Annotated in this window: 19 protein-coding genes; 13 read left to right on the plus strand and 6 right to left on the minus strand. The window is 69.0% G+C overall.

The features are described 5' to 3' along the window. Position 1: 1 nt before the first annotated feature. Together miaA and dapF are read left to right on the plus strand one after the other, a co-directional pair. Positions 2 to 922 carry a tRNA (adenosine(37)-N6)-dimethylallyltransferase MiaA gene (gene miaA, locus AC6CH0_RS17500; protein ID WP_498103203.1) on the plus strand — a complete coding sequence of 307 codons (921 nt, stop codon included), beginning with the start codon at positions 2 to 4 and terminating at the stop codon, positions 920 to 922. Positions 923 to 926: 4 nt separating this feature from the next. Further along, entirely contained in the window at positions 927 to 1808 is an 882-nt protein-coding gene (gene dapF, locus AC6CH0_RS17505; protein ID WP_498103205.1) for a diaminopimelate epimerase, read from the plus strand. 81 nt (positions 1809 to 1889) lie between these two features. Here the strand turns inward: dapF and AC6CH0_RS17510 are convergent, their stop codons facing one another. After that, positions 1890 to 2504 carry a class I SAM-dependent methyltransferase gene (locus tag AC6CH0_RS17510; protein ID WP_498103207.1) on the minus strand — a complete coding sequence of 205 codons (615 nt, stop codon included), beginning with the start codon at positions 2502 to 2504 and terminating at the stop codon, positions 1890 to 1892. 21 nt (positions 2505 to 2525) lie between these two features. On the opposite strand from AC6CH0_RS17510, the gene hflX reads away from it, so the two are divergent. From hflX to AC6CH0_RS17530, 4 genes are all read left to right on the plus strand, one after another. Continuing rightward, the gene (gene hflX, locus AC6CH0_RS17515) at positions 2526 to 4076 is read left to right on the plus strand and encodes a GTPase HflX (RefSeq protein ID WP_498103209.1); all 1551 of its coding nucleotides are present in this window, start codon (positions 2526 to 2528) and stop codon (positions 4074 to 4076) included. 210 nt (positions 4077 to 4286) lie between these two features. Beyond that, on the plus strand, positions 4287 to 5273 hold the full coding sequence (locus tag AC6CH0_RS17520) for a methylenetetrahydrofolate reductase (RefSeq protein ID WP_498103211.1): 987 nt from the start codon (positions 4287 to 4289) through the stop codon (positions 5271 to 5273). Next, positions 5270 to 7615, plus strand: coding sequence for a 5-methyltetrahydropteroyltriglutamate--homocysteine S-methyltransferase (metE, locus tag AC6CH0_RS17525; RefSeq protein WP_498103213.1), 2346 nt, complete (start codon positions 5270 to 5272; stop codon positions 7613 to 7615). Before AC6CH0_RS17520 ends, metE begins: the two co-directional genes overlap by 4 nt. Positions 7616 to 7701: 86 nt before the next feature. Beyond that, positions 7702 to 8469, plus strand: coding sequence for an alpha/beta fold hydrolase (locus AC6CH0_RS17530; protein ID WP_498103215.1), 768 nt, complete (start codon positions 7702 to 7704; stop codon positions 8467 to 8469). A gap of 61 nt (positions 8470 to 8530) precedes the next feature. Here the strand turns inward: AC6CH0_RS17530 and lexA are convergent, their stop codons facing one another. Next, complete coding sequence (lexA, locus tag AC6CH0_RS17535) at positions 8531 to 9208, minus strand: transcriptional repressor LexA (protein WP_498103316.1); 678 nt, start codon at positions 9206 to 9208, stop codon at positions 8531 to 8533. Between the two features lie 269 nt (positions 9209 to 9477). Between lexA and AC6CH0_RS17540 the strand changes: the two genes are divergently transcribed. The 7 genes from AC6CH0_RS17540 to AC6CH0_RS17570 all read left to right on the plus strand — a co-directional run bounded on the left by AC6CH0_RS17540 (position 9478) and on the right by AC6CH0_RS17570 (position 14671). Continuing rightward, on the plus strand, positions 9478 to 9861 hold the full coding sequence (locus AC6CH0_RS17540; RefSeq protein ID WP_498103217.1) for a LysM peptidoglycan-binding domain-containing protein: 384 nt from the start codon (positions 9478 to 9480) through the stop codon (positions 9859 to 9861). 44 nt (positions 9862 to 9905) lie between these two features. Further along, entirely contained in the window at positions 9906 to 11006 is a 1101-nt protein-coding gene (locus tag AC6CH0_RS17545; protein WP_498103219.1) for a histidinol-phosphate transaminase, read from the plus strand. Continuing rightward, positions 11003 to 11617: an imidazoleglycerol-phosphate dehydratase HisB gene (hisB, locus tag AC6CH0_RS17550; protein WP_498103220.1), complete on the plus strand. Its 615-nt coding sequence runs from the start codon at positions 11003 to 11005 to the stop codon at positions 11615 to 11617. The genes AC6CH0_RS17545 and hisB overlap by 4 nt, the downstream gene beginning before the upstream one ends. Beyond that, positions 11614 to 12252 (plus strand): imidazole glycerol phosphate synthase subunit HisH, encoded by a 639-nt coding sequence (gene hisH, locus AC6CH0_RS17555; RefSeq protein ID WP_498103222.1) that lies wholly within the window; start codon positions 11614 to 11616, stop codon positions 12250 to 12252. The genes hisB and hisH overlap by 4 nt, the downstream gene beginning before the upstream one ends. 101 nt (positions 12253 to 12353) lie before the next feature. Beyond that, positions 12354 to 13100 (plus strand): bifunctional 1-(5-phosphoribosyl)-5-((5-phosphoribosylamino)methylideneamino)imidazole-4-carboxamide isomerase/phosphoribosylanthranilate isomerase PriA, encoded by a 747-nt coding sequence (gene priA / locus AC6CH0_RS17560; RefSeq protein WP_498103224.1) that lies wholly within the window; start codon positions 12354 to 12356, stop codon positions 13098 to 13100. Between the two features lie 100 nt (positions 13101 to 13200). Further along, on the plus strand, positions 13201 to 13986 hold the full coding sequence (locus tag AC6CH0_RS17565; protein ID WP_498103318.1) for an SseB family protein: 786 nt from the start codon (positions 13201 to 13203) through the stop codon (positions 13984 to 13986). 34 nt (positions 13987 to 14020) lie between these two features. Then, a complete protein-coding gene (locus tag AC6CH0_RS17570; protein ID WP_498103226.1) occupies positions 14021 to 14671 on the plus strand; it encodes a hypothetical protein in 651 nt (216 codons plus the stop codon). Here AC6CH0_RS17570 and AC6CH0_RS17575 read toward each other — a convergent pair. The 4 genes from AC6CH0_RS17575 to AC6CH0_RS17590 form a co-directional block, all read right to left on the minus strand. After that, a complete protein-coding gene (locus tag AC6CH0_RS17575) occupies positions 14558 to 16141 on the minus strand; it encodes a dynamin family protein (protein WP_498103228.1) in 1584 nt (527 codons plus the stop codon). The two genes, AC6CH0_RS17570 and AC6CH0_RS17575, sit on opposite strands and share 114 nt — an antisense overlap. Further along, a complete protein-coding gene (locus AC6CH0_RS17580) occupies positions 16138 to 18045 on the minus strand; it encodes a dynamin family protein (RefSeq protein ID WP_498103230.1) in 1908 nt (635 codons plus the stop codon). The genes AC6CH0_RS17575 and AC6CH0_RS17580 overlap by 4 nt, the downstream gene beginning before the upstream one ends. A gap of 118 nt (positions 18046 to 18163) precedes the next feature. Further along, on the minus strand, positions 18164 to 19327 hold the full coding sequence (locus AC6CH0_RS17585) for an IniB N-terminal domain-containing protein (RefSeq protein WP_498103232.1): 1164 nt from the start codon (positions 19325 to 19327) through the stop codon (positions 18164 to 18166). Between the two features lie 286 nt (positions 19328 to 19613). After that, on the minus strand, positions 19614 to 21971 hold the full coding sequence (locus tag AC6CH0_RS17590; protein ID WP_498103234.1) for a helix-turn-helix transcriptional regulator: 2358 nt from the start codon (positions 21969 to 21971) through the stop codon (positions 19614 to 19616). Positions 21972 to 21975 lie beyond the last annotated feature (4 nt).

The following is a 21975-nucleotide window of genomic DNA, read 5'->3' on the forward strand; positions in this document are numbered from 1 at the left end:
CGTGACCCTCATCGCGATCGTCGGCGCGACCGGCACGGGCAAGTCCGCGTTCGCACTCGACCTCGCCGAAGCCCTCGGCCGGGCCGGTCGCGCGGCCGAGGTGGTGAACGCCGATGCGATGCAGCTCTACCGTGGCATGGACATCGGTACCGCGAAACTCCCGCCCCACGAGCGTCGCGGTGTGCCGCATCACCTGCTCGACGTGCTCGGTGTCGTCGACGAAGCATCCGTGGCCGCGTACCAATCAGACGCTCGCGCGGCCGTCGACGAGCTGCTCGCGCGCGGTGCCACTGCGTTGCTCGTCGGCGGGTCCGGCCTCTACGTCTCGTCCGTCATCCACGACTTCCGCTTTCCCGGCACGGATGCCGCAGTGCGCGCCCGTCTCGAGGCCGAGCTCGCCGCAGGTGGCCCCGGTCTCCTGCACGCGCGTCTCCGCGAACTCGACGCCGTCACCGCTGCGAGCGTCGACGCGCAGAACGGGCGCCGACTCGTGCGTGCGCTCGAGGTGATCGAGCTGACCGGAGAGCCGAAGGCGGCGCGACTGCCCGACGAACCGGTGCCATGGCGACCGTACCGTGCGGTGCATCTGCGGAGCGAGCGGGCGACGCTCGTCCAGCGACTCGATGCCCGTGTCGAGACGATGTGGCACGACGGTCTCGTCGACGAGGCGCGTTCTCTCCTGCCGCAGGGCATCGAACGAGGCGTGACCGCGCGCAGGGCCATCGGCTACGCGCAAGCGCTCGGCGAGATCAGCGGGCGGCTCTCGCGGGCCGACGCGATCGCCGAGACGCAACAGCTCACCCGCACCTACGCGAGACGCCAGGTGAGCTGGTTCAAGCGATACCGCGACGCGGTCACGATCGACGCCGATGACGCCGACGATCGCGCCGCGGAACTCGCCCGGCTCGCGGCCCTAGACTGATCCGATGGCGTTCGATCTGCGGTTCACCAAGGGCCAGGGCACGGGCAATGATTTCGTGCTCTTCAGCGACCCAGAGGGGGAGTCGCCGCTGACCCCCACGCAGATCGCAGCGGTCTGCGATCGTCGATTCGGCGTGGGCGGCGACGGGGTCATTCGCGCGGTTCGCTCCGCGAACCTCGACGACGGCGCTGCAGCACTCGCCGAGAACCCGCATGCCGTGTGGTTCATGGACTACTGGAATGCCGATGGCACGGTCTCCGAGATGTGCGGCAACGGCATCCGGGTGTTCACGAGCTATCTGCTCGACCAGGGGCTCGCCGACATCGACGCCGATGCCTCGATCGCGATCGGAACCCGCGCCGGCGTGCGCACGGTGCGCCGCACCGCCACCGGCTTCGAGGCCGATCTCGGGCGTTGGCGACTCACCGACGGCGAACCGGTCGTGCGCGGGAAGAGCCTGGCGGTGGCCCGGCCCGGACTCGGCATCGACGTCGGCAACCCGCACATCGTCGTCGCTCTCGCCGACGATGAAGAGCTCGATGGCCTCGACCTCGCCTACCAGCCCGTGATCGAACCGGTCCCCGACGCGGGTGCCAACGTCGAGTTCGTCGTGCCGGCCGACCCGCTCGTCGAAGGCGGCGTCGGACGCATCCGCATGCGAGTGCACGAACGCGGTTCCGGAGAGACGCTCTCGTGCGGCACCGGCGCCGTGGCGTCAGCGCTCGCCGTACGCCACTGGGCCGGCGAGGCGGCGCCCGACGTCTGGCGCGTCCAGGTGCCTGGCGGGGTGCTCGGCGTGCGCATGTTCCCAGGCGACGACGGCGAACACGTGGCCCTCTCGGGGCCGGCGGAGCTCGTCTTCGACGGCGTCCTCAGCCTCGCCTGAGCGCGAGGCGCAGCCTCGTTGCGCTGCAACAGGGAGCGTCGAACGACCCGTGCCGCGTTCTCGTGTCGTGAGACTCGGCGATCAGCGGTCGGATGCCGCGGCCGTCACCTCGAGCACGCGGAAGCCCTTGTCTTGGGCCGCGCGATCGATCGGGAGTCCGAGCTCCTCGCCGATCCAGCGTTGCAGCGACTCGGCACCGAGGTGCTTCGCCACGACGAGCCACGCGCTGGCATCCGTGTCGAGCCGGGGGAGCCAGCGTTCGAGGAGCGCATGCAACTCGACCTTTCCGACGCGGATCGGCGGGTTCGACCAGATCCCGGCGAATCGCACGTCGGCAGGAACATCGTCGGGCGCCACTGCGTTGACATTGGTGATGCCGAGGCGTGCGGTGTTGCGGCGCACGAGGTCGAGTGCGCGTTCGTTGACATCGACCGCCCACACCGTGGCATCCGGAGCCCGAAGGGCCAAGGAGATCGCGATCGGTCCCCATCCGGTGCCGAGATCGAGCAGGTCACCGCTCGCCGGCGGTGCCGGTGCGCGATCGAGGAGGATGCGCGTGCCGTCGTCGAGATGCTCGGGGCTGAAGACCCCGCCGGCGGTCGAGAGCGAGAGTTCGCGCCCGGCCAGGGTGGCGGTGATGGTGCGGAGAGTGGCCTCGCCGCCCGGTCGAGAGGAGAAATAGTGGTCGGAGGCCATACAGGGGAACCTATCGCAGCCATGGGAACTAGGGTTAACACGATGAACGACGCCGAACAGAACTCCGCAGACGACGCGGTCGAACGAGTGCTCAGGGGCGCAGAGTCCAAGGCGGGGGTGACCCGGTTCGGCTCAGCGGCCGCCGAGGCGCTGATGGCACCCGAATCGCTGTTCGGCGGCGGCGCCGATTCCGACGGCGAACAGTACGACCGCGAGGCCCGAGCCGGCCTTCGTCGGGTCGCCGGGCTCTCCACCGAGCTCGAAGACGTCACCGAGGTCGAGTACCGGCAGCTGCGTCTCGAGAACGTCGTGCTCATCGGGGTCTACTCGCAGGGTTCGCAAGACGAGGCCGAGAACTCGATGCGCGAACTCGCTGCCCTCGCCGAGACCGCGGGTGCACGTGTGCTCGACGGCGTGCTGCAGCGTCGGCCGCACCCCGACCCGAGCACCTACCTCGGGCGCGGCAAGGTCGAAGAACTGCGCCACATCGTCGCCTCACTCGGGGCCGACACCGTCGTCGCCGACACCGAACTCGCCCCGAGCCAGCGGCGTGCGCTCGAAGACGCCATCAAGGTGAAGGTGATCGACCGCACCGCCGTCATCCTCGACATCTTCAGCCAGCACGCGAAGAGCCGTGAGGGCAAGGCCCAGGTCGAGCTCGCGCAGCTCGAGTACCTCCTGCCGCGCCTTCGCGGTTGGGGCGAGTCGATGTCGCGCCAGGCCGGTGGTCAGGTCGGCGGCGCCGGCGCAGGCATGGGATCCCGTGGCCCCGGTGAGACGAAGATCGAGCTCGACCGACGGCGCATCCACTCCCGCATGGCCAGGCTGCGCAAGCAGATCGCCGGCATGAAGCCGGCCCGCGAGGCCAAGCGCGCCAACCGCAAGCGCAACGCCGTGCCCTCCGTCGCGATCGCCGGGTACACGAATGCCGGCAAGTCGAGCATCCTGAACCGCATCACGGGCGCCGGGGTGCTCGTCGAGAACGCGCTCTTCGCGACGCTCGACGCGACCGTGCGGCGCAACACGACCGCCGACGGTCGCGTCTACACGATCGCCGACACGGTCGGCTTCGTCCGCAACCTTCCGCACCAGCTCGTCGAGGCATTCCGCTCGACGCTCGAGGAGGTCGGCGACTCCGACCTGATCGTGCACGTCGTCGACGCCGCCCACCCCGACCCGGCGGGCCAGATCGCCACGGTGCGCGACGTCATCGGCGAGGTCGGCGCCCGAGACATCCCCGAGCTCATCGTGTTCAACAAGGCCGATCTCGTGACGCCCGAAGACCGTCTCGTGCTGCGCGGCCTCGCCCCCACGGCGATCTTCGCGTCGGCGCGAACGGGCGAGGGCATCCCAGAGGTGCTCGAGGCGATCGCGCGCATGATGCCAGACCCGGCGGTCGAGATCGACCTGCTCGTGCCCTACGACCGCGGCGACATCGTCTCGACTCTGCACGAGACCGGCCGCGTGCTCTCGATCGACTACGCAGAAGAAGGCACTCGCGTGCGGGCGCTGGCATCGCCCGAGCTCGCCGGCCAGCTCGCAGACTTCACCGCGGCCGAAGCCGGCGCCTGAACGCCGTCGTCGTCACCTCGCGTCATAGACGCACCGAACGCCGCCGAGGCGGCGTATCGTCGCTCCTGATCGAACAGTGATCGGCCCGAAGCCGACCACTTGGAGCGACCGCCGAGCCCGGCATCCGCCCGCGAGACCCACCCGCCGTTCCGGCCGGGGGAGCGCGGCCTGCCGTGTTTCCGCCGTTGCCGCTTGCCACGCAGGAGCACCATGGCATCGACCGCCTCCGACTCATCGGGCGCCGACTGTTCGCCTGCCGTGCCGATCTCCTTCGAGCTGTTCCCGCCGCGCAGCGACGCTGCCGCCCTCGCCCTCGGTCGCACGATCGACCGACTCGCCGAGGTCGACCCGGCGTTCATCTCGGTGACCTTCGGCGCCGGCGGCAGCTCGCGCGAACGATCCTTGACCGTCCTCCGGTACATGCTCGAGCACACCTCCGTCGAGGCCATGGCCCACCTCACGTGCGTCGGCTCATCGCACGCCGAAGCCAATCGAATCGTGCGAGAGTTCCTCGACGCCGGCATCACGAGCTTCCTGGCCCTCCGGGGCGATCCGCCGGCCGTCTCCGATCCCGACGCCGGCATCGGCGACCTCGGCAGCGCTGCAGAGCTCGTGCAGCTCATCCACCGGGTGCAGGAGGAGCGGGAGCCGTTCGCGCAGGTTCGAGTCCCGGGCAACCCCGGGGCGTCGCGCATCCGCGATCGGCCGCGACCCGAGCGGGTCGCGGTGGCCGCGTTCCCCACGGGGCATCCCCGCTCTCGTGGAGTCGGGCAAGACGTCGACACGCTGCTCGCGAAGGAGATCGCCGGAGCGAACCTCGCGATCACCCAGCTCTTCTGGCGCGCCGATGACTACCTCGGCTTCGTCGATCGGGCTCGAGCCGGCGGCGTCACCATTCCGATCCTGCCCGGCATCATGCCGGTCACGACTCCCGCGCGTCTGAGCCGCCTCACCGAACTCACGGGCGTGGAACCGCCCGCGGAGCTCTCCATCGACCTCGAGATCGAACCGGATGCCGCGGCCCAGGCCGAACTCGGCATCGCCTACGCGACTCGACTCGCAACCGAAGTGCTCGCGGGCGATGCTCCGGGCCTGCACCTGTACACCTTCAACCGCCATGAAGCCGTGCTCGACGTCGTCGACCGGCTCGGGATCCGTGCCGACCGGCTCGCCCACGAAAGGAACACCACACGATGACCACCTCCGCCTTCCCCGACGGGACGATCCTCGGCTACCCGCGCATCGGGCGACGACGCGAGCTCAAGCGCGCCGTCGAGTCGTTCTGGGCCGGTTCGATCTCCGCCGACGAACTCGAGCAGGAAGCTGCGCGGCTGCGTGCAGCCACTCGCGAGCGGCTCGCGTCGCTCGGCCTCGGCCGCACCGACTCGGCGATTCCCGAGTCGTTCTCGTACTACGACCAGGTACTCGATGCCGCGATCGCGGTGGGCGCGGTGCCCACGCGGTTCGCCGGGCTCGCTGACGAGCACGGCGACGTCGACCTCGCGGGCTATTTCACGATCGCGCGCGGCGCCGGCGATGATGCACCGCTCGAGATGACCAAGTGGTTCGACTCCAACTACCACTACCTGGTGCCCGAGATCGGACCCGGCACCGAGTTCTCGCTGCACGCCGAGCGCATCGTCGCCGAATTCGCCGAGGCGAAGGCGGCCGGCTACCTGACGCGGCCGGTGATCGTCGGCCCCGTGACCTTCCTGCTGCTCGCCAAGGCCGCTGACGGCGCTCCGGCCGGCTTCGAGCCGATCGATCGGCTCCCCGACCTCGTGCCCGTCTACGCGGCGTTGCTGGCGCAGCTCGCCGCGGCCGGTGCCGAGTGGGTGCAGCTCGACGAGCCCGCGCTCGTGAGCGAGAGCATCGACGTCGCCCGCGGCCGGATCATCGAGTCCGTCGGCGCCGCGTACGACGTGCTCGGCGCGCTCGAGGAGCGGCCGGCGATCTTCGTCGCGGCGCCCTACGGCTCGCTCGACGATGCGCTGCCCGCGCTCGCTGCCACGCCCGTCGAAGCGATCGGCCTCGACCTGGTGCGCGGCACGCTGCCCGAGAACCTCGACCCGGCCACCGCCGAGTCGCTGGCGTCGAAGACCGTCGTCGCCGGCGTCATCGACGGTCACAACATCTGGCGCGGTGACCTCGCTGCCGCCTTCGAGCGGGTCGAGGCCGCGCAGCACCTCTCGGCTTCTGTCGCGGTCGCCACGTCGACCTCGCTGCTGCACGTGCCGCACGACGTCGACGACGAGAGCGCCCTCGACGCGCGGCTCGTGAGCTGGCTCGCGTTCGCGGACCAGAAGGTCGGCCAGGTCGCCGTGCTCGCTCGCGGGCTCGTCGACGGGCGTACCGCGATCGAGGGCGAGCTCGCCGCGGCATCCGCTGCCCTCGTCGATCGCAACGAGGCGCCCGGGGTGCACGTGCCCACGGTTCGCGACCGACTCACCGCACTCGGCGACCAGGACTTCGCCCGCGCCTCGTACGACGAGCGCGTCGCCGCGCAGGACGCGCTCGACCTGCCCGCGCTGCCGACGACGACGATCGGATCGTTCCCGCAGACGAGCGAGATCCGCCGTGCCCGTGCGCGCCTCGTGAACGGCACACTGACGAGCGACGAGTACACCGGCCTGATGCGTGACGAGATCACGCGCGTGGTGGAGCTGCAAGAGGAACTCGGCCTCGACGTGCTCGTGCACGGGGAGCCCGAGCGCAACGACATGGTGCAGTACTTCGCCGAGCTGCTCGACGGGTTCGCCGTCACGCAGCACGGTTGGGTGCAGTCGTACGGCTCGCGGTGCACGCGCCCCTCGATCCTCTGGGGCGACGTGTCCCGACCGCAGCCGATGACCGTCGAGTGGTCGGCATTCGCGCAGTCGCTGACCGAGAAGCCGATGAAGGGCATGCTGACCGGACCGGTCACGATTCTCGCGTGGTCGTTCGTTCGCGACGACCAGCCGCTCGGTGACACTGCGCGGCAGGTGGCGCTCGCATTGCGTGACGAGATCGCCGACCTCGAAGCGGCCGGCATCCGCGTCATCCAGGTCGACGAGCCCGCCCTGCGTGAGCTGCTGCCGTTGAAGCTCGCCGACCATCCCGCCTACCTCGACTGGTCGGTCGGTTCGTTCCGGCTCGCGACCGGCGGCGCCGAGCCGGCGACCCAGGTGCACACGCACCTCTGCTACTCGGAGTTCGGCGTCGTGATCGACGCGATCAAGAACCTCGACGCGGACGTGACCTCGATCGAAGCGGCGCGCAGTCGAATGGAGGTCGTCGACGATCTCGAGACGAGCGGCTTCGACCACGGAATCGGGCCGGGCGTCTACGACATCCACTCTCCCCGCGTGCCGAGCACCGACGAGGTGCAGACGCTGCTCGAGCGCGCCGCTGCGGCGATTCCCTCGTCGCGGCTCTGGGTGAACCCCGACTGCGGCCTGAAGACCCGCGGCTACGACGAGACCGTCGAGTCCCTGCGGCACATCGTCGAGGCGACGCGCGCCGTGCGCGCGCAGCTCGATGCGCCCGTGCTCGCCGGATAGCTCGAGGCGAGCGGATGTCGCGGGCTCGCGGCATCCGCTCGGCTCCCGCCGGGCTGACGCACAGGCGCGGCGCGTACGGTCGGCCCATGCAACTCGCGGTCCACGAATCCGGCGGCGGCTCGCGAACGGCGATCCTCATCCACGGCATCATGTCGGACTCGCGCGCCTGGCATCGGGTCACGGCTGAGCTCGAGGCGCGGGGCTTCCGCGTGCTCGCCGTCGATCTCGCCGGGCATGGACGCAGCCCGCGCGCGGTGCGGTACTCACCCGCCAGGTGGGCCGACGACGTGGTCGAGACGCTGGCGCCCCTGCTCGACCGGCCGCCCGAGGTCGTCATGGGCCACTCGCTCGGCGGCCTCGTGGCGAGTCTCGTCGCCGACCGGCTGGCGCCGCGTGCCGCGATCTACATCGACCCGGCGTTCTCGTTCCCGACAGGGGTGAAGGGCTGGGCGTTCAAGGCGTTCTTCGCCATGGCACCGCGACCTCGTCGCTCAGCACTCGTTCGCATGAACCCCAAATGGAGTGCCGACGACGTCGAGATCGAACTCGCGACACTTCGCGACTGGGACAAGCGCACCGTTCTCGGGTTCGCCGACACGCGGGGACTCGTGCCGCCCGCCCGCCTGGTCGCTCCCACGCTCGTGGTGCTGGCGGAGAAGAGCCTGCTCATCACTGCGAAGGTCGCGCGGCAGCTTCGCCGCCAGGGCATGACCGTCGAGACGGTGGCGGGGACCGGGCACACCGTGTTCCGCGACGATCACGCCGGGTTCATGGAGGCCGTGTTCGGGTGGCTCCAAGCGCTCGCGCCGGGCGCAGCCGAAGCGCCGTTGCGCTCGGCTCCTGCCGCAGGCTAGGCCTTCGCGGCCGGTCGTGTCGATGTCGCGGTGACGTTCGCGGGCAGCGCGAACGAACGGATCAGACCGCCCGCAGCACGGCGACGACCTTGCCCAGCACCTCGGCGTGGTCGCCGACGATCGGCTCGAAGGCGCTGTTGCGGGGGAGCAGCCAGGTGTGGCCGTCGCGCTGGCGGAACACCTTGACCGTGGCCTCGCCGTCGAGCATCGCCGCGACGATCTCGCCGTTCTCGGCGGTGCGCTGCGAGCGCACCACGACCCAGTCGCCGTCGCAGATCGCGGCGTCGATCATCGACTCGCCGACGACCTTGAGAATGAACAGCTCTCCCTTGCCGACCAGCTGGCGGGGGAGCGGGAACACCTCGTCGATCTGCTGCTCGGCCATGATCGGTACGCCGGCGGCGATGCGGCCGACGAGTGGCACCATCGCCGCGTCGCCGACGGGCGTCGGGGCCGACGAGGTGACGCTGCGCTCAGTGACGCCGGGAAGCTCGATCAGCACCTCGAGTGCGCGAGGACGGTTGGGATCGCGGCGAAGGTATCCGGCGAGTTCGAGCTGGTTGAGCTGATGCGTGACGCTCGACAGCGACGAGAGACCGACCGCGTCGCCGATCTCGCGCATGCTCGGCGGATAGCCGCGGCTCGAAACGGAGCGCTGGATCATCTCGAGGATCGCGATCTGCTTGGCGCTCAGGCTCTTGCGGCGGCGCGGCCTGCCGACTGCCTGCACGTCATCGATGTCGGTGCTCAACGTCTCCGCCCCTCGTAACGGCCGTCTCGCGGCCGAATGTCGGTGGTGTCTGGTCGACTGTCTTCCAGACATTCGAAACTGTATCCGCCTCACGCGGGTGCGGCAAACATTCGTTCGAGTGTGTCGGAGAATCCGCGACAGGAGTTTCCGGCATTTCGTCCTTGCGATGTCGATTGTTCGAAGATATATTCGGAACAGAGTTTCGTATCCGGTCCTCCCGGCCGAGGGCCGGATACGACTCCTACAGGAGGTGTGACATGAGCGCAGTGACCATTACGACCGGTTTCCAGCCCGCAGGGGCCCATCAGGCGGAGTCCGCCGCGACTACTCCTGTCCGCACGCGGTTGCGGCTCACCCGGCGCGGCCGCGTGGTCTTCACCGGGCTCGCTTCGGTGCCGCTCGTGGTCTGGGCATTCGTCGCCGTGCTCGGCGCAGGCGCCGCTGCCGCCGATATCGACGCTGCGGGCGCCACCTTCGACTACGTGACCGTCGGCCAGGGCGATTCCCTGTGGGCGATCGCCGAGTCGGTCGATCCCGCTGCCGACGTGCGTGAGGTCATCGACCAGATCATGCGCCTCAACGGTCTCGACGACGCGGTGGTCGAGCCTGGCCAGCGCCTCGCGTTGCCGGTCGTTCCGTGACGACAGTCTGAAATCACGTCGCTGTGCGTCGTTAGCATGGATTCGTGACGAGTCTCGAAGACCTCCCCATTCGCGACGACCTTCGCGGTCGTGCGCCATACGGTGCCCCGCAAAAGACCGTCCCGGTCGCGTTGAACGTCAACGAGAACACGCATCCGATTCCCGAGGCCGTCGCGCACGACATCGTCGCCCGCGTCGCCGCGGCCATCCTCACGCTCAACCGGTATCCCGATCGCGAATTCAGTGAGCTCCGCGATGCTCTCGCCGAGTATCTTGGGCATGGTCTCGAGCCGGCGCAGATCTGGGCTGCGAATGGGTCGAACGAGGTGCTCCAACACGTGCTGCAGGCCTATGGAGGTCCGGGACGAACGGTGCTCGGCTTCGATCCCACGTATTCGATGTACGGCCTGCTCGCCGCCGGCACCGGCACCGAGTGGGTCACCGCGCATCGAGACGACGAGTTCGAGCTGAGTCCCGCCACTGCGGTCGCGGCAGTGCACGAGCACGATCCCGATATCGTGCTGCTCTGCGCGCCGAACAATCCGACGGGTACGCCGCTCTCGATCGAGACGATCGAGGCGGTCGCCGACGCTGCGCGCGGCATCGTCGTGGTCGACGAGGCCTACTTCGAGTTCGCCGAGCCTGGCACGCCGAGCGCCCTGACCCTGCTGAGCGGCCGGCCGCGTCTGCTCATTTCGCGCACCATGAGCAAGGCCTTCGCCTTCGCCGGTGCGCGCGTCGGTTACCTGGCCGGCGATCCCGCCGCGGTCGACGCGCTGCGCCTGGTGCGGCTGCCCTACCACCTCTCGGCACTGACGCAGGCGGCGGCCCTCGGCGCCCTCGCGCACTCGGGCGAGATGCTCGCGATGGTCGCCGAGATTCGAGACCAGCGCGATCGGATCTCGGCCGAGCTGTCGCGCCTCGGTTTCCACCCCTACCGCAGCGGTTCCAACTTCGTGCTCTTCGGTGGCGTCGACGACCCGCGAGCGGTGTTCGAGCACCTGCTGGCGCGAGGCATCCTGATCCGCGAGATCGGCATCCCTGGTCACCTGCGGGTGACGGCGGGCACCGAGGCGGAGACCACGGCCTTCCTCGAGGCGATCGCGGTCTGGGCCCCGAACGCCCCGAATAAGATGAGGTCATGACCGCATCGAGCGCATCGCGCACCGCAAGGGTCCAGCGTGAGACGAGCGAATCCAGCATCGACCTCTCGATCGACCTCGACGGCACCGGCGTCAGTGACATCGAGACGAGCGTGCCCTTCTACGACCACCTGCTGACGGCGTTCGCGAAGCACTCGCTCACCGACCTCACCGTGCGTGCGCGCGGCGACATCGAGATCGACGTGCACCACACGGTGGAGGACGTCGGCATCGTGCTCGGCCAGGCCATCAGGCAGGCGCTCGGCGACAAGCGCGGCATCTCCCGATACGGCGATGCCGTGGTGCCGCTCGACGAGGCGCTGGCCCAGGCCGTCGTCGACATCTCGGGGCGTCCGTTCCTCGTGCACACGGGTGAGCCCGCGGGGTTCGAGTACCACCTCATCGGCGGCCACTTCACCGGTTCCATGGTGCGGCACGTGTTCGAGGCGATCGCGTTCAACGCGGGTCTCACCGTGCACGTGACCGTGCTCGGCGGCCGTGACCCGCACCACATCGCCGAGGCCGAGTTCAAGGCGTTCGCGCGCGCCTTCCGTCAGGCCAAGTCGTTGGATCCGCTGGTGTCCGGCGTCCCGTCGACGAAGGGTGCCCTGTGAGTCGCAGCCGGCAGGTCGTCGTGCTCGACTACGGCTCGGGCAACGTGCACTCGGCCGCGAAGGCGCTCGAGCGGGCGGGTGCCGAGGTCACCGTCACGGCCGATCGCGCAGCAGCGCTCGAGGCCGACGGCCTCGTCGTTCCCGGAGTCGGCGCGTTCAAGGCGGTGATGGACCAGTTGCGTTCGGTGCGCGGCGAAGAGATCATCGATCGCCGTCTCGCGGGCGGGCGGGCGGTGCTCGGCATCTGCGTGGGAATGCAGGTGTTGTTCGAGCGTGGCGTCGAGCGCGGTGTCGACACCGAGGGTCTCGGCGAATGGCCGGGAACGGTGACCGAGCTGCCGGCGCCGGTATTGCCGCACATGGGCTGGAATACGGTCGAGCCGGGCGAAGGCTCTGCCCTGTTCGCCGGCATCGAAGAGGAGCGCTTCTACTTCGTGCACTCCTTCGCCGCGCAGCAGTGGCTGCTCGACGTGATGCCGCCGTTCCCCTCGCCCGCGCTGACCTGGGCCGAGCACGGTGGTCGATTCCTCGCTGCGGTCGAGAACGGTCCGCTCTCGGCGACGCAGTTCCATCCAGAGAAGTCGTCGGACGCCGGCATCCGGCTCCTCGCCAACTGGCTCGGCACCCTCGAGTGAGGCGTCGGCACGTCACGTGAATCCCGGTCGGACGCAGGTCGGACTAGGATGCTGTGACTGTGCCGACTCGCAAGGCGCGCCCGCGATGACTAGGACAGTGAATGAGTGAATTCAACAAGACCCCCCGCCTCGTGCTGCTGCCGGCAGTGGATGTCGCCGGCGGCAAGGCCGTGCGCCTGACGAAGGGCGAGGCCGGCACCGAGACGAGCTACGGCGACCCCGTCGACGCGGCGGTCGATTGGGCTGACCAGGGCGCGGAGTGGATCCACCTCGTCGACCTCGACGCCGCGTTCGGTCGCGGTTCGAACGCGGGTGTGCTCAAGAAGGTCATCCGTCAGGTGCGCGGAGTCAACGTCGAACTCTCCGGAGGCATCCGTGATGACGAGTCGCTCGAGCACGCGCTCGAGATCGGCGCCAAGCGCATCAACCTCGGCACGGCGGCCCTCGAGAACCCCGAGTGGGCAGCCTCGGTGATCGCCCAGTACGGCGAGGCGATCGCCGTCGGACTCGATGTGCGCGGCACGACCCTCGCTGCACGCGGGTGGACCCAGGACGGCGGAGATCTCTGGCAGGTCATGGACCGCCTCGAAGAGGCGGGTGCCGCCCGCTACGTCGTGACCGACGTCACGAAAGACGGAACCCTGCAGGGACCGAATCTCGACCTCCTCCGTCAGGTGATGGACCGCACTCACCGTCCGGTCGTCGCCTCTGGCGGCATTTCGAGCCTCGATGACATCGTCGCGTTGCGCGAACTCGTGCCACTCGGCCTCGAGGGCACGATCGTGGGCAAGGCGCTCTACGCCGGCGCGTTCACGCTGGTCGAGGCACTGGATGTCGCTTCCCAGTGACCCCGGCACCGAGCCGGGTCGCGGAGTGACGGATGCCGCGGCATCCGTCGCGGCATCGGGCTCCGAACCCGGCGCGCGCGACGCCACATCGGCCGGTCCGATGCATGCGACGGATTCGGCAGGCGTGCCGTGGGCCGGCCGATCCTTCCAATCGAACACCCATGCGGCCGACGACGGGCGCGCACCTGAAGCACTCGCTGCGGCACTGACCGCGTTCCGTTCGGGTGACGGTGGGCAGGCGGCCGTCGTCGCAGAATTCGCCCGCGCTCGGCTGCTGATCCCGTTGCTCGCCGAACTCGGCGACGGTGGAACCGAGGTCGGCGCTCACGGTCTCGCGGTCGACAAGAGCCAGGAGCTCTCGATCGTGACCGTGCAGGGTCCAGACGGGCGAAAGGTGCTTCCGGTGTTCGTATCGGTGCAGGCGATGTCCCGCTGGAACCCGCTCGCTCGGCCGGTACCGGCCGACGGTGTGCGGGTGGCATTGGCCGCGGCCGACGACGGCACCGATCTCGTCGTGCTCGACCCGGGCTCGCCGAGCGAGTTCGTGCTGCGACGGCCGGCCGTCTGGGCGGTTGCGCAGTCGCTCGAATGGCGGCCGCCCTTCGAATCTCCCGACGTCGACGCCGCGTTCCGGCGCTCGATCGAGCGCGAACTCGCGGTGCTCGAAGTGAGGCTGCTCGCCGGCGATCCCGATGCCCGTCTGGCGGGGCCCGAGCTCGTCGTTCGACTGACGCTCGTCGGGGGCCTGACACGCGCTGAGCTCGACGTCGTTCTCCAGCGGCTTGCCGCGAGGTGGGCCGCCGACGACGCGATCGCAACGCTCGTCGACTCGCTCACCGTGCGACTCGTGACCGGGCCGGACGGGCCGGATACCGCCTCCGCCTGACATCCGAGGCACTTGCTGCCGTATATTCCTCGGTATGGGGGATGGCGATTCGAAGCCGCCGGTGGACGACACCGGGCATCAGGACGCGCCGCCCGGGGCGGCTGCGCCGTCGACGTCACCGCGCACGGACGAAGACGACTCGCCGCCGCCGGCGCGACCGCCGATGTCGGACGACACCAAGCCGCCGGTACTGCGCAAGATCCCCATACCCCGCGTGGTCAAGGTAGCCCGCTCGTTCTGGGTCCTGAGCTTCGTCTTGGGCGGATCCGCTGTGTTCATCGCCTTCCTGTCCCGGGACACGCTCATCGTGGAGCTCACCGAGACGCTCGGCCGGCTGGCACCCGGATACGATCCCGGTGAGGTCGAGTCGCTCGTCAACGTCGTGTACTGGGCGAGCATCGTCGGACTCGCGTTGATCATCACGATCGAAGCGGTGCTCCTCGCATTCGTCCTCAACCGCCGCGGGCGAGCCAGGTGGTTGCAGTTCCTCGTCCTCCTGCTGCACGCCGGTGTGGTGCTGGTGGCGTCGGCCTTCATCGCGATCGGCGACTGGGCGGTCGTCATCGAGCTATCAATCCTGGCCGGCCTCGTGCTGGCGGTCGCCGCCTGGCTGCTCGGTCTCGTCCCACAGGCCAATCGCTGGTTCCGGCTGAAGGATGAGGCGCAGCTGGCGGCGCTCGGCTGAGTCCGGGGCGATACTCACCATCAGTGCTTCGCACGAGCGGATCACCGCTTGGCACGCCTCGGTGGCGGCTCGGTCACGCAGCGGACTCCCCGCCATCGCGCGCCAGCGATGCAGCGCTCGGGTCGCCGCCGTGCGCAGCTCTTCGAGGGGTGCGTCGTCGGGCAGACCCAGGCGTCGCGCGGGCGCGGTTCCCGATCCGCCGATCAGTCGCTCCGCTTCGGCCGCCTCGGGGGGAGTGAGGCCGAGTCCGGCTGAGCGGGCGTCGGACAGCAGGGCGAGTTCGCGCAGCTCGTGCGCGTTCGCCTCGAGGCGTTCGACGATACGCACGAGTTCGGGCGAGCGAGGAGTCGGTCGACGCTCCAGGAGTGCCCTGACGGCGGCGATGGCGGTTCGGGCCTTCAACGCATCCGATCGGCTCCGGAACTGATCGGAGACGAGGCGCAGAAGGTCGTCCATGCCACTTCGCCGGTAGAGCTCATCAGCCAGCTCCGTCGAGTCGTCGCACCCTGAGCGGATGATGACCGATGACATCCGGATGCCGAACATGCCGAATCGGTCGAGGAGCAGCTCACGATCGTCGGAGGACACGTCGATATCGGCATCCGCTCGAACGAAGCGGTCGACCGAGACGAGGAGTCGCTCCCGCGCCTGGCGGCCGAGGCGCGCGATCTGCCGCAGGGCATCGTATTCGCGCTGGCGAAGAGTTCGCGCCGACTGGGCGACCAACCCGGCGACGGGGACGACATCCAGCGCGAGTGAGCGGAGTGCGCCGTCGGTGCGGTATCGCTCGGCGATGCCACGGGCTGAGAGCAGAGCGTCGATGCGCCCGGCGCCGATCTCGTCGGCTCGCGAGAGCACTGCCATGGCGTTCACAGTGCCGGACCGGCCGACCGCCGTGTCGTGGAAGGCGGAGAGGAAGCCGAGGTCGGCCGAGTGCAGGTGTCGCATCAGGTAGATGATGGCGTCCGTCTCGGACGGCGCCCCCTCAGGGGTGAGGAACGCGGCGGATCGCGCAGAGACCTCCGGTGACAACGACGCGATGCCAGGTGTATCGATGAGCGTGACATCTTCGAGGCGCGCAGAGGGCCATTCCACCTCGATCCGCTCGACTTCTTCGACGGAGGTCGCGCCGAGGTCGATGACGAGCCGTCCGTCATTGCGCCGAACCGGAAGCGTGCGCGTGTCGCCGGCACGAAGGCGCAGCGTGATGCGGGGGGTCGTTCCGTGCCGGTACCACGTGATCACCTTCGTGCACTCGCCCGCATCGGTGGGCGCGATCTCCTCGCCGATGATCGCGTTCAGCAGGGTGGACTTGCCCGCTTTCACCATTCCCGCGATGGCGAGACGCAGTGGCTCTCGAAGCCGGGTGGAGTGGTCGCGCAATTGCCGGACCGCGACGGCGTCGTCGTGGTACTCGCTGATGACGGTGTCGAGGAGGGAGCGCGTCTCCTCGAGCACGTGGAGTGTCACGTCGCGGCCGTCCGCACTGCCGGTTGCACCGCCACGTCGGCCGACGCAGCAGGCTGCTTCGCGGAAGCAGCGCCATCAGTCGTCGCCGCTCGGGAGTCCACCGTCGTGATGGCGCGAGCCCGCTTCGTGAGGAGGTCGACCCGTTCGAGGTCCGTTCGCAGGGCCGTGACTCGCTTGTCGCGTTCGGTCGCGTACATCGTCGCGGCTTTCTGCGCCGCGAGCACCGAGTCCGCCAGCGACCGGTGGTGCTCGTCCGCGATCGCGGTGAAGTGGTCGCGCGTGGTGCGCTGCACGATCCTGAGGCGATCGCGCAGCTGCTTGCCGACCTGGAAGATGAGCTCGTCGACCTGTCGGCGGACCAGCACCTTCGCCTCGTTGCGCCGTCGGAGCAGCCGTGCCTCGACGTCGTCCTTGTACGCCTTTCGCCCGATCACGGCACCGGCGGCCAGCGAGAGCGGGTTGATGAGGGACATCCCGATGATGCTGGTGATGATGCCCACCATGAGCACGCCGCCGTAGGAGCCCTTGAGGCCGATGTAGAACTTCTGCATCGCGCCGAGTCGGCCCGAATCGAGATCGGAGACCATCCCCACGGACTCCATCACGTCACGAGTGTCGTCGACGTTGATGATGGGAAGGGCGACCTCGTCTTCGGTGAAGTGCCGTGCCACCTTCTCGGAGAGCCAGGTGGCGCGCTCCTGCGTCCAGACGAAAGTATCCGTGACGGCCGCGGAGACGCGTTTCTCGAACCACTCGACGAACTGGTCCCAGACGGGTCCGGGATCGCCTTCGTCGATCGAGTCCTCCGCCTCTCGCTGGATGGAACGCATCCGGTCGCGCAGATCGTGCTCCATGTCGGCGATGAGGTCGGTGACTCCATCGTTGAGTGTGACCTGCCAGCGCGACGAGATCCTCCGCAGCTCATCGGCGCGACCCTTCGTCGCCTCCAGTTGCGCCACGATTTCAGGTGTGCGCTCGGGGTTCTGAAGCGCGCTCAGCTCGGCGTCGATCGCGAGTCGCACGTGCTCGGTCGTGGACAGGAGATCGTTCACGGTCGATCGCCGCTGCAGGATCTCCGCCTTTCCGATGATGTCCTGTCGGAGGTACGAGACCAGCTCGGGGAAGCCGGACTCCGCGTTCAACTCGGCGTCCGAGTTCGTCGCTGCGGTCAGTCGCAACTGGGATGACACGGAGAACTGTCGGATCGACGGATCGATGCGGGCGAGGTGGGCACGGTTTAGTTCCTCGACCTGTCGCCAATGCGGATAGAGGTCGGTCTTCGTGAGCACGCACGCGACGTTCGGTGAGATGCGCATCGCATGTCGGAGGAACTGGATCTCGGGCTCCGTGTACTCCTGGGAGGCGTCGGAGACGAACAGGAGTGCATGCGCCGAGGGAAGGGCGGCGAGCGTGGTGAGCGCGTGTGCTGAGGTCAGGCCGCCGACTCCGGGCGAGTCGACGAGCGTGAGTCCACTCCGCAGGAGCTTCCTGGGGAGCAGAACCTCGGCGCCGATGATCTCGTGCCCGGGCTCCGGATCCGCACGCTCGGAGACGAACTGCGCGAGTTCTCGGATCGCAACCTCGGTCCGCTCCACCCGCCCTCCGGATTCGACGGTCCCCGAGCTCGATCGCTGGGAGAGCACGAACGCGGTCGAATGCTCCCCGTAGCGGACGCTGGTCGTCACGGCCGTGGCGATGTCGTCATCGACGGGGCAGACCGGGGCGTTCACCAGGGCGTTCACCAGCTGGCTCTTGCCCTGCTTGAACTCGCCGACGACGATGACCCGGATGCTCGGATCGAGCAGGCGGTCTCTGGTCTGTTCGAGTCGTCTGCGAAGGTCTGCGCGGTCTCCGCTGCCTGCGAGGGTGATGCCATGGTCGACCAGTTCGATGAGCTGCTGCATGTCTGCACTCCCGGGTTCCGGCAGGATCGAGTTGATTGGTGGAAACGGCCGTGGGTTCGGCCCGACACGGAGCTCGCCGTGCCGGGCCGAACCGGTCTTGTGCTGTCTGTACTTGTTCCTAGAACGCGACGTCGTTGTCGGCGACCTGGTCTCCAGGGCCCGTCTCGACCGCGTTGTCGCTGAAGTTGTCGTTCGACTGGAACGAGTCCTCCACCTCGACGTCGACATCGGTGTTGGCCTGGAACGAGTCGTCCACGACGATGTTGTCCTCGACCACGGTGTTGTCGTTGACCTGGAACGAGTCCTCCACGACGACGTTGTCGTCGAACGAGTCGACCACGTTGTCGTTCGCCTGGAACGAGTCCTCGATCTCGACCTCGACGTCGGTGTTGACCGAGCTGTCCGTCGAGTTGTCCTCGTTGAACGAGTCCTCGATGTCCACCTCGACTTCGGTGTCGGTCTCGTTGAACGACTCCTCGATGTCGACCTCGGTCGAGTTGTCCTGGAAGGAGTCCTCGATCTCGACCGAGTTGTCCTGGAAGGAGTCCTCGATGTCGACCTCGACCGAGTTGTCCGTGTTGAACGAGTCGTTCACCAGGACGTTGGTCGAGTTGTCCGAGTTGTCGTTGAACGAGTCCTCGATCTCGACTTCGGTCTCCTCGTTGAAGGAGTCCTCGATGTCGACGTCGAGGTCGTACTCGGTGTTGCCGGCGATGATCGTGCCTCCGGTCGTGGCCACCATGCTGCCGTCACCGACGTTCGTCGCCGTGTTCTCGACCTCGTTGTTGACGCCGACGATGCTGTCCTCGGCCCAGATCGCCGTGGTCGTCGACTGGTCGTTGACCACGTCGCGGTCGTCGATGTACGAGTAGTTGTTCACGACGCTGACCAGCTTGGCCTTCGCCGCGGCATAGTCGCCACCGCCACCGCCACCGCCACCGCCGCCGCCACCGCCGCCACCGCCGCCGCCGCCCCAGCCGCCACCGCCGCCGCCGCCGCCGCCACCGCCGCCACCGCCGGCACCGCCGCCGCCGCCGGCACCGCCGGCACCGCCCCAGGCGCCGCTGTCGATCGAGTTGCCGCCGGTGTCGTATTCGCGGTTGCCGACCGGCGAGAAGTCGAGTGCGACCGGAAGGACCGCGTCGACGTCTGCCGCGCAGATGCCCTGGAGACCTGCATTCTGCAGTGCCGTGTCAGGATCGGCTGCGAAGTCCGCGCCGGCTTGCGGGCTCTTGAGCAAGCCCATCAGGAAGTCAAGCAGCGCTGTTGTGATGTTCGCCATGATCTGTTCCCCTCCTCTTCGAGGTGTGAGTTCGATGGCCGATACGAATGCCGGCCTCCACGAAGAAGACTCCCGGTTTCCGCCGTCCACGGCATCGGTGCGAAGCCCCCTGTCTGCCGGCGGCCGACTGGGGGTGGGCGCGGGCGCGAGCAGGGGAGTTCTGGGAAGCGGATAGGGGGTGGGGAGTGGTTGGCATCTCGGTTACGGGTTTCGAAGTGGGGGGCGGGTGGGGGGTTCGGGGTCCGGGGGTGGGGTACGGGTTCGGGTAGGGGGTTCGGGACGCTCGCTACGGGGATCCGTCGTCGTCGTCGTCGAGCGCGAGACGCAGACGTGCGATCAGATCCGAGCGCGTGGTGACGCCGAGCCGTCGACGAATTCGGCCGATGTGATGCTCCGCCGTGCGCGGGGAGATGAACATGGCCGCGCCGATCTCCGCGTAGGTCTTGCCCTCGAGCACCAGCAGGGCCACTTCTCGTTCGCGGGTGCTCAGCGACCCGTCGCCGATTCGGTGCTCCACCGTCTCCTGGGGCTCACGGCGTTTCTCGGACGCTGTTCCATCGGGATGCAGGTCGCGCGCGAGGGCGAGCAGGGTGATCGTGTCCCGGTGGTCTGCGGCGCGCCCTGCGGCATGGCCGGCGAGCCTGATGGCATCCCATCGGTAGCCGGCCGCGGCGAGGTCGCGCGCCGCCCGCTCGACGGTCGGCGGATCGACATCACCGCCGAGGGCGGAGGCCCATACCCGACCCGCCTCCGCCAGCCGGCTCGCGACGCGATTCGTCGCAGCGGCGTCGAGCAGTGCCGACGAGTGCGCAGCCTGGCCTGCCGGGTCGTTGCGCAGGATCGCCGCCTGGAGTTCCGCCCAGTGGAGGTTGGTCGACCAGGACGCGGGCTTGCCCACGCCGTCCAGCAGCGCCCAAGCACTCGCGAGGGGTTGCGCGATGAAGTGCGACTCGTTGAGCCGTGCTGCCGCGATGGCGAATTCCGCCAGCGCGGGAAGGGCGGTCAGATCCATCGGCATGCGGGCCACTGTCTGGCGAGCGGCTGTCCATGCGCGCACGAGGTTGGCGAGGTCGTCGGTGCGGCGGGCCAGCCCGATGCGTACCGAGTGAGCGAGAACCTCGTCGCGGAGACCGAGGGGCCGCTGTGAGGAGTCGACCGCCTCCAGGAGCTTGCGCGCGCGAGCGGGACGGTCGGCGCGCAGTTCCACGAGCGCATGCGTGAGTCGGAGTCGATTCCGTAGCGCCGGGCCGCCCTGCACGGAATCGGCCGAGGCGTGCAGGACGCCGGCGGCGATGTCGAGTTCTCCGGCGTTGAATGCGACATGTGCTGCGAGTACGGCGGGCGCCTCCGGCAGGGGGATGGCCTCGCCCGACTCGTTCATGACGCTCGACGCCTGGAGGAGCGCCGACAGTGCACGGTCGGGAGCTCCCTCGAGTGAGTCGAGGATCCCCTCCGCTGCGAGCGAGATCGCGACCTGTGCCGACGTCGGATACTCTGCGACCGCAGCGCCGGCGAGGATCGACCGGGCCCGCTCGGGTTCGCCGAGGACCGCGAGGGTCACTGCTGCGAGCGGTGCCGCCGAGACGCCTGTGTCAGCGAGCCCCACGTAGGCGTCGGCGGCGCGGCGCAGCATCCCCTTCCGCGACCAGATGGCCGCTGCGATGTGCATGGCGCGAGGGAGGTCTGGATGTTCGCTGCCGGTGAGCAGACCGTCGACCAGTCGCTCGGCGGTGGGGATGTCGCCGGCGGCCCACGCCGCCTGGGCCCGTCGCCCGGCGAGGGAGGCGGCATCCGCTCCGGCCTCGATCGAGGCGGCGTAGAGGCGCCATGCCTCCACAGGCTCGGTGGACAGTGCCGCATCGGCTTGCGCGCACAGAGCGTCCGCAACTCTGGGGTCACGGAAACCGTGAAGTGCGAGCTGCAGCGCCGTGCCGCCGAGGGGGAGACCGGCCGCCTCCAGCGCGTCCACCAACTCGCGCCGAACCGGCCACAGTTCGTGCGCCGGGGTGCTCTGCAGGATGGCGGTCTGCACGATGGGAAGGAGTGTTCCGTCGGGGGAGACCGTCCCCGACGCCCGGGCCGCCGCCATCAGCTCGCGTTGGTCGAAATCGGCGAATCGCGCCGACATGGCGAAAGCCGGTTCGGAGATCGAGAACCCGATGGCGAGGGCCACGACGAAGTCGCGGAGCTCACGGTGGAAGCCGTCGACCGGGTGCCGGAGGCGCTCCAACGCCGTCGCCGGCAATGGGGTGACCGGGTTCAGGTCCCACCCGTCATCGCGAAGCGCAAGCAGTACCTCGTCGACGAACCGAGGGCTTCCGGACGTGAGATCGAGAACCGTCTCGACCTGCGCGTCGGACAACTCCTCATCCAGCAGGGCGGCGGCGCGGCGACGGATGGCGGTCGCCGACAAGTACTGCAACGCGATGTGGGGCCGCTCACGGCCGACGCGGTCCACGAGACGGGCCACCGACTCCGACCGGGGCCACGGACGGAAGGCGAGGATGATGTGCGGGCCGTCGCCGCGCATGAGCGTCGTGAGCGCCGCGGCATCCTCATTGCTGAGGAAGTGCGCATCATCGACGAGGAGGACAGCCCGTTCGCTGCCGGAATCCGCACCTTGGAAGTCGTCGAGGCTCCTCATGACG

Source organism: Agromyces sp. GQ35 (assembly GCF_059758475.1).

Coding starts and splice junctions, on each gene's coding strand:
- dapF (WP_498103205.1), top strand. CDS start 927: ATGGCGTTCGATCTGCGGTTCACCAAGGGCCAGGGCACGGGCAATGAT.
- AC6CH0_RS17510 (WP_498103207.1), bottom strand. CDS start 2,504: ATGGCCTCCGACCACTATTTCTCCTCTCGACCGGGCGGCGAGGCCACT.
- hflX (WP_498103209.1), top strand. CDS start 2,526: ATGGGAACTAGGGTTAACACGATGAACGACGCCGAACAGAACTCCGCA.
- AC6CH0_RS17520 (WP_498103211.1), top strand. CDS start 4,287: ATGGCATCGACCGCCTCCGACTCATCGGGCGCCGACTGTTCGCCTGCC.
- metE (WP_498103213.1), top strand. CDS start 5,270: ATGACCACCTCCGCCTTCCCCGACGGGACGATCCTCGGCTACCCGCGC.
- AC6CH0_RS17530 (WP_498103215.1), top strand. CDS start 7,702: ATGCAACTCGCGGTCCACGAATCCGGCGGCGGCTCGCGAACGGCGATC.
- AC6CH0_RS17540 (WP_498103217.1), top strand. CDS start 9,478: ATGAGCGCAGTGACCATTACGACCGGTTTCCAGCCCGCAGGGGCCCAT.
- hisB (WP_498103220.1), top strand. CDS start 11,003: ATGACCGCATCGAGCGCATCGCGCACCGCAAGGGTCCAGCGTGAGACG.
- priA (WP_498103224.1), top strand. CDS start 12,354: ATGAGTGAATTCAACAAGACCCCCCGCCTCGTGCTGCTGCCGGCAGTG.
- AC6CH0_RS17565 (WP_498103318.1), top strand. CDS start 13,201: ATGCATGCGACGGATTCGGCAGGCGTGCCGTGGGCCGGCCGATCCTTC.
- AC6CH0_RS17570 (WP_498103226.1), top strand. CDS start 14,021: ATGGGGGATGGCGATTCGAAGCCGCCGGTGGACGACACCGGGCATCAG.
- AC6CH0_RS17580 (WP_498103230.1), bottom strand. CDS start 18,045: ATGCAGCAGCTCATCGAACTGGTCGACCATGGCATCACCCTCGCAGGC.
- AC6CH0_RS17585 (WP_498103232.1), bottom strand. CDS start 19,327: ATGGCGAACATCACAACAGCGCTGCTTGACTTCCTGATGGGCTTGCTC.
- AC6CH0_RS17590 (WP_498103234.1), bottom strand. CDS start 21,971: ATGAGGAGCCTCGACGACTTCCAAGGTGCGGATTCCGGCAGCGAACGG.